The 7,213-nt window shown below is 40.8% G+C and carries 10 protein-coding genes; 3 read left to right on the forward strand and 7 right to left on the reverse strand.

The annotated features are described in order from the left end of the window. Nucleotides 1–5: 5 nt before the first annotated feature. Nucleotides 6–569 (forward strand): GNAT family N-acetyltransferase, encoded by a 564-nt coding sequence (locus tag KMHG_RS15860; protein WP_010291007.1) that lies wholly within the window; start codon nt 6–8, stop codon nt 567–569. A 31-nt stretch (nt 570–600) separates the two neighbouring features. Here KMHG_RS15860 and KMHG_RS15865 read toward each other — a convergent pair whose 3' ends face one another. Beyond that, a complete protein-coding gene (locus KMHG_RS15865) occupies nt 601–1,290 on the reverse strand; it encodes a Crp/Fnr family transcriptional regulator (RefSeq protein WP_010291008.1) in 690 nt (229 codons plus the stop codon). A gap of 90 nt (nt 1,291–1,380) precedes the next feature. On the opposite strand from KMHG_RS15865, the gene KMHG_RS15870 reads away from it, so the two are divergent. Next, on the forward strand, nt 1,381–2,277 hold the full coding sequence (locus KMHG_RS15870) for an EamA family transporter (RefSeq protein WP_010291009.1): 897 nt from the start codon (nt 1,381–1,383) through the stop codon (nt 2,275–2,277). A gap of 55 nt (nt 2,278–2,332) precedes the next feature. Beyond that, on the forward strand, nt 2,333–2,599 hold the full coding sequence (locus KMHG_RS15875; RefSeq protein WP_010291010.1) for a hypothetical protein: 267 nt from the start codon (nt 2,333–2,335) through the stop codon (nt 2,597–2,599). A gap of 17 nt (nt 2,600–2,616) precedes the next feature. Here the strand turns inward: KMHG_RS15875 and KMHG_RS15880 are convergent, their stop codons facing one another. From KMHG_RS15880 to KMHG_RS15905, 6 genes are all read right to left on the reverse strand, one after another. Then, nucleotides 2,617–3,387: an ABC transporter ATP-binding protein gene (locus KMHG_RS15880; protein ID WP_010291012.1), complete on the reverse strand. Its 771-nt coding sequence runs from the start codon at nt 3,385–3,387 to the stop codon at nt 2,617–2,619. Next, the gene (locus KMHG_RS15885) at nt 3,384–4,361 is read right to left on the reverse strand and encodes a FecCD family ABC transporter permease (RefSeq protein WP_010291013.1); all 978 of its coding nucleotides are present in this window, start codon (nt 4,359–4,361) and stop codon (nt 3,384–3,386) included. Before KMHG_RS15885 ends, KMHG_RS15880 begins: the two co-directional genes overlap by 4 nt. Nucleotides 4,362–4,370: 9 nt before the next feature. Further along, a complete protein-coding gene (gene isdE / locus KMHG_RS15890) occupies nt 4,371–5,252 on the reverse strand; it encodes a heme ABC transporter substrate-binding protein IsdE (RefSeq protein ID WP_010291014.1) in 882 nt (293 codons plus the stop codon). Further along, nucleotides 5,253–5,690 (reverse strand): NEAT domain-containing protein, encoded by a 438-nt coding sequence (locus KMHG_RS19190; RefSeq protein ID WP_044505000.1) that lies wholly within the window; start codon nt 5,688–5,690, stop codon nt 5,253–5,255. It lies immediately after the preceding gene. Nucleotides 5,691–5,717: 27 nt separating this feature from the next. Next, a complete protein-coding gene (locus tag KMHG_RS15900; protein WP_010291017.1) occupies nt 5,718–6,155 on the reverse strand; it encodes an NEAT domain-containing protein in 438 nt (145 codons plus the stop codon). A gap of 204 nt (nt 6,156–6,359) precedes the next feature. After that, nucleotides 6,360–7,172: a metallophosphoesterase gene (locus tag KMHG_RS15905; protein WP_010291020.1), complete on the reverse strand. Its 813-nt coding sequence runs from the start codon at nt 7,170–7,172 to the stop codon at nt 6,360–6,362. Nucleotides 7,173–7,213: the final 41 nt, after the last annotated feature.

Below are 7,213 nucleotides of genomic sequence, written 5' to 3' on the forward strand. Positions count from 1 at the left end.
TTACTATGACTGTCAATATTCGTCAAGCAAAACCAGAAGATGGTGTACTTGCAGCGCCATTAATCGTCGATGCCATCGGAGAAATCGCTGACCATTTAACAGGAGAAACCGATCCAACACGTATTTTAGAGGCACTTGCGACGTTATTTGCCCGCACTGACAATCGCCATTCATACTTAAATACATATGTTGCAGAAGTCGATGATAACTTTGCAGGCATTATGGTCGTCTACGGTGGTGACCAAGCCCCTACGCTCGATGGCAACTTAGAAAAATGGCTACGAGCAAAAGGTGCGACGGTGCCGGTTATTGAAATCGAAGCACGCCCTGATGAATTTTACATCGATACGATTTGTACCGACCCAGCATACCGTGGACACGGCGTCGGCACAGCGCTCTTGCATTATGCTGATGAGGCAGCAAAACAAAAAGGCTACTCAAAAGTATCGCTAAGTGTCGAACAACAAAAGAAACGTGCTCGCGCGCTATATGAACGTGTCGGCTTCGTTTATTCGGAACCGTGGATGATCATTGGTGAAGAATTCGATCATTTAGTCAAAAACGTATAACAAAAAGGCTACGCCATCTCGGGGTAGCCTTTTATTCATATCGAACACCTTCTGAAAGCTGTTCGAGCGCTGCTTCATCTAGCACACGAATTTTTCGTCGATCACGTTCGATAATACCCGCTTCCGCTAAATGCTTAATAACGCGATTTAAATGGCGATGCGACGTGCCGAGCAATTCGGCTAAATCACTTACCGTCGCTGATTGCATATCGAGCGCAAAGTGGTTGCCTTCCATTACCGACAACAAATAACTCGCAAAACGTTGATCGACAGGTGCGAGCAAATTCACGCGAGATGCCGCCGTATTCGTCTGCAATTTATACGTCACATGCGTCAGTAAATGTCGTAGAAAAGCGGCATTATCCATTTCGTATTTTCGTAAATATTGGAACGATACCGCGATAAATAGACAATCGCTCACCGCAGTAATTTGAGATTGTACCGGAATATGACGGACGAATTCAATATCGCCTATCACCGCAAGTGGGTGGCTAAAACGAAGAAGTAACGAACGGCCATTGCCAACGCTTCCTGTCGCTTTAATTTTGCCCTCTACTAAATAAAGCAACGCCGGAATGTTTTCACCTTCGTTTAAAATCGCTTCATCTGCATCATAGTGTTGTAGCACGAACGGTACGCGTTCTAGCTGAGGGAAAATATGATTGAAATGATAAGTCGCTAATTTTTCTTGAAGTCGTTCATCATTTTGAATGATTTTCATACACGTCACTCTTTTCTGGACATATGTCCTTTTTCATTATAAGGAGAATTGTTATGATGATAAAAGGAAAATCATTTGAGGAGAACAACAATGAACAAACTATTACTTTATCCGCTGTTAATTGTCCTCGCCTCAAGCTCGTACGGTATTTTATCGACGATTATTAAAGTTGCGATGCACGATGGTTTCTCAACGTCTGAAGCTGTGACATCGCAATACGCGGTCGGTTTCTTCTTAGCCGCCATTTTATTTATTTGCACTCAACGCTCTTTACCGAAATTAAATGGTAAGGGCTTTCTTATTTTATGCATCGGTGGTTTATTAACTGGGACAACTGGTATCGTTTACGGTCAAGCCGTTCACTACTTACCAGCCTCAGTTGCTGTCGTGATGTTATTCCAATTCACATGGATTGGCGTATTGTTAGATTGTGCGGTACATCGCCGCAAACCGAAACGTTCAGAAGTATTTTCGATGATTATTTTAATTATCGGTACGATTTTAGCTGCTGGTTTAATCGACGCAGATATTGCAGGATTAGATTGGCGCGGTTGGGCGTACGGTTTCGCTTCAGCGATTAGCTTCGCATGCTTCATGCAATTTAACTCAAAACAAGTAGACGGTGTGAATCCTATCTCACGCATGACGATTATGGCCTTTTTCTCATTAGTCATTATAAGCGTATTCCAATCACCAGAAATTATTTATACAGGTACATTGTTTACGACAGATTTACTGTACTACGGTTTAGCACTCGGCTTCTTCGGGATTATTTTACCGATTTTATTATTCTCGATTGCTGTACCGAAAGTCGGTGGCGCTTTAGCTTCGATTTTAAGTGCAACGGAATTACCTGTCGCCATTTTAGCATCAGTCATCGTCTTACATGAACAACTGACGCTCATTCAAGTACTTGGTATTGTCATCGTACTAGCCGGTATGACGTTACCGACAATTTTAGAACAGCGGAGAAAACCATTAGCGTAGATGATTCTACGCTTTTTAATTTGGGTATGTATACAAAAGAAAGGAAGATGACATCATGATTACAGCGTTAATGCTCGTAGCCGGAATTGTGCTTGGCATCACAGAATATTGGGTCGTCGGTAAATTTTTAGCGCAAGACGTGCCACAAAAAAGTGCGTTCTTTATCAATTTATCATTTCTACTAGCAGGCGTAGCTTTTATTGCGCTTGGCTCATTAGATCTCGGCGTCAACTTCATCTTATATTTAGGCGTGCCAATCGTTTTATTTGGTATCATTTCGATTATTCGCGTGCTAGGCACGAAAAAAGAGGATTTGCGATAAGCAAATCCTCTTTTCATTTAAATTTTGACCGGCATCATCATCATACCGAACTGCTCGTCATTGTAAATACGCGATTGCACTTGATACACATCGTACACACTTTCGACCGTTACGACGTCTTGTGGCGCACCTTCAGCAACAATCTCCCCAGATTTCATCATAATGATGTTGTCGCTATAACGAAGCGCCTGATTCATATCATGCAATACCATGACAATCGTTAAACCGTGCGTCGCATTTAATTGTTTTACAAGATCGAGTAATTCCAGCTGATAATAAATATCTAAATACGTTGTCGGCTCGTCTAAACATAAAATATCCGATTGTTGCGCTAGTGCCATCGCAATCCACACACGCTGACGTTCACCCCCTGAAAGTGCTGTCAGCGGTCGTTCACGCTTTTCTAATAAGTTTGTCACACTAAGCGCCCAATCAATCGCTTCTTCGTCCTCGACGCTCGCCCGTTTCATAAAATGTTGATGTGGCACGCGACCGAACGCCACGAGCTTCTCAACCGTCAATTGTTCCGGCGTCGTATTATGTTGATAGACGATGGCCAATTTTTTCGCGAACGCTTTCGGTTTAAAATCAAAAATATCTTTAGCCTCCAGCGTTACGTGACCTGTCGTCGGTCGATAATTACGCGAAATAACACCGAGTAGCGTCGATTTCCCGCTACCATTCGGCCCGATAATCGTCGTAATCTTCCCTTTCGGAATCGTCGTAGACACGTCGTTTAAATGATTGCGTGTGCCGTCATACGATAACGTTACGTCTTGAATATTCATCGTTTAGCGTCACCTCTTCGCAATAAGAAAATTAAGAATGGACCACCGATAATGGCCATCAATGTAGACGATGGAATTTCTTGCGGTGCAACGAGCGTACGTCCTAACGTATCCGCTACTAAAATAAGTAACGCACCGCCTAACATTGAAAACGGAATGACATATTTATAGTCATTACCGACGAGTCTTCTCGCAATATGTGGCACGAGTAAACCGACGAATGAAATGACACCAGCAACCGACGTTGCAATCGCTGATAACAATACTGCAACCGCGGCGATGGACACGCGCGCAGTCGTCAGTGGAAACCCTAAACTTTTGACTGTCTTATCATCAAGCGTTAATAAATTACTCCATTTAATGAGTAGTAGCGATAAAACGAGGCCAATCGTTCCGTACGTCACCATAATCTCTACTTCGCTCCACGTCTTCATCGTCATATTCGATGTAAGCGAACCATCAATTGTTACATTCATATAGCTGCAAATCATAATGAATGCTTCACGTAACCCTGTAAAAACAGCGCTAATCGCAATACCGACAAGAATTAAACGCATCGGTTCGAGCCCCGATTTCCACGATAAAATAAATACGAGGAAACAAGCGAGTGCCCCACCTAAAAATGCGAATAACGGCGTGTAGAAAAATAATGTCGGTACGAACGTGACGATAAACATCGACGTAAAACTCGCACCAGCGGAAATACCGATAACCCCTGCATCTGCTAACGGGTTACGCATCACCGATTGCAATAACGCACCGGCAACCGATAAAGCCGCACCAGCAAAAATAGCAATGATGATCCGTGGAAAACGTAAATCTTGAATAACTGCCCAGTCCGGATTTTCTTCCCCGAACATCGCACGTATAAATTCGCCGATTCCCATATTGACACTACCTGTCGTGGCTGAGAAAAAAATCGTCACGAGCAATAGCACAATGACGGCGATAAAACTAACAATCCTTTTTGTCATAATGCTCCCCTATTGACCTTCATAAAAAATGTCTTGTAAGTAATCGAGCGCGTCATTGACTTGTAAGTTCGCTGTCGTTTGGAACAGCGGTTCTTTTAAATCGTAAACTTGCTCGTTTTTCACAGCGTCAAAATGTTTCCATACTGTATTCGTTTTAAATTCTTTATCAAACATATCCATTACTTCATCTGGCATACCGTGCGCAAGGCGTAAAATGATATCTGGCTTACTTTGTTGTAAGTATTCCGTATTGGACGCTAAATATTCTTCTGAAGGTCCTTGAATCGCATTTTCACCGCCTGCTGCTGTAATTAAACTACCGATATACGAATGTTCCGTTGCGACTAAATAACTGCCAGGTACCCCTAAAATCGCGAGCACTTTCGGTTTCTTTTTACCTTCTGCAAACTTTTTCGCTTCCGCTAACTTTTTATCGTAAGAAGCTGCTAACGTTTCTGCTTCTTTTTCACGGTTAAATTGCTTCCCTAAATCACGAATCGTTTGTTGTAATTGTGGAATGCCCTGTAAATCTACAAACTCCGCGTTCATATTAACGGATTTTGCAGTCGGTTCAATGTCATCTTGTAATGTCGTTACGGAAATAAATACATCTGGATTAAGTGATTTGACGATCTCCATATCTGGATTCATCGCATTCCCAATTTCTTTCACACCTTTATAACGCGCTGGCATTGTTGATTCCGTCGTTGGTACACCTACGACAGAATCGACGCCTAGTTCATCTAAAATATTAACGATAACCATCGTCCCAGCGACAACTGTTTTCGTCTCTTTCGACGCTTCAGCCGCTTTTTCAGACGTCTTTTCATTCCCACATGCTGCTAATAGAGCGATACATGCTACGATGATGCTTAACATCCATTTTTTCATTTACTTCACCTTTTTCACTTTGCTAAATTTTAAGCGAATCGTGTAGTTATGAAAATAATCTTTTGACGGAATCTCAACACGCACTTTTACAGGTGTTGGCTTACTAGCACTTAACGTTTTCACATTAAACTTTACAGTACATGTATTTTTCTTTTTGTTGCGTGCAACGATTTTGTTGCCACCCGTCGTTGCTTTAAATTTTGTAATCCAATTGCTATGGTTAATTTTAACCTTCGCTGTCATCTTGCCATTTTTCACATTCACGATTGCCGGCTTTTCAAAATAATCATTTCCATAAGACACTGAATGATTACTTCCATTGATCACTGTATACTGCACTTTATATGTGCCATCTTTTAGTTTTGCTTGACCTTCTTGTTGTGGGATCAATACGAACATCATCACCACTGCAAGTAACATTACGACCATTTTTTTCATGCCCATGCTGCCCCCGTCTTTGATGTCCTATTTGATTTTTTTAACTGAACCGAATTTCAAACGCACTGTGTAATTGTGGTAGTAATTATTCGATGGAATTTCAACGCGCATTTTTGCCTTTGTCATTTTACTTGAACTTAAAGAGTTCACTTTAAACTTCACTGTACGCGTATTTTTCTTTTTATTTTTGCTCACGACTTTATTGCCACCTGTCGTTGCTTTAAAAGATTTCACCCAATTGCTATGATTGATCGTAATTTTAGCGGTCATCTTACCTTTTTTCACCGTTACAATTGCTGGCTTTTGGAAATAGTCATTGCCATACGATACAGCATTTCGACTACTATGCATCACGTTATATTGTACTTTATACGTACCGTCCTTCAGTTTTGCTTGACCTTCTTGTTGTGGCATAAGCGCAAATATCATCACCACTGCAAATAGCATAAGCCATACTTTCTTCATGTTTACATCCCCCTTGAATATATAATTGATTATCATTCTCAATTAAATTGTAAACGACTTTCAAATATCGTCAATCAAATCCAAAGATTTTACGCAAATATCCATCATTTAGACGATTTAACGCTAAAAAGTCCATGTTTTTGCTATTTTAGAATAATAGATGATGTCAAGTACTTTTTCTAAGTATATAAAAAAAGTGCCCAACTATTTGGACACTAACGTTGTAACAACTATTTCTGGTGGATTAAACAATCTTAACATCACCCGACTATTGCCGAGACCTCTACTAATTACTTGCGTCATTTGCGCATGGTACTCTACACCTTCTATATGTTTTGGAAATAAATTAAATTGATGATCGATAACGCCACCTACACCTGGTACACGAAACTGTCCGCCATGCGCGTGACCGTTAAACGTTAAATCAATGTCATGCGCGGCATATGATGCGTAAAATTCTGGACGATGGGCAAGTAATAGTTGAAAATCATGATTGGCTCCTACAAGCGCTTCTTTTAACATCTCATCTGATGTTTTACCGTTTAATGGGTCATCAATACCGACGATGTCAATCGCGACACCTTCTTTATAATAAGGAACAGATTGATTCAACAGTACGTGGACGCCAATATCTTCTAAAAGAGCTGTAATCGTCTGTACTTCATTGAGAGAGACTTCATGATTACCAACAACATAATAAACAGGTGCGACCTTTACAAAGCCTTCTACAGCTTCTAAACTACGATCTAAATCATATTGATAACGATCGACGAGATCCCCAGTAAGTAAAATCATATCCGGCTTTTCTTGTCGTACTTTTTCAATTAAACGTTGTTGTCCTTGACCGAACTTCGCATGATGCAAATCAGAAATTTGGACGATTTTAAGACCATCCATTTCTTTCGGTAGTTTTTTGAGTGCCAATGTATATTTCGTTATATGAAGCCATTGTTGATTTGCATACAAGAAGCTTCCAATGACACTTAACGCAGCTAAAATCGTAATCCATTTTTTCATACAATCATCCTTTAAATACAATTAAAAAAAGCACTGACCAC

Origin of the sequence: Kurthia massiliensis (assembly GCF_000285555.1) — a bacterium.
GTDB lineage: Bacteria > Bacillota > Bacilli > Bacillales_A > Planococcaceae > Kurthia > Kurthia massiliensis.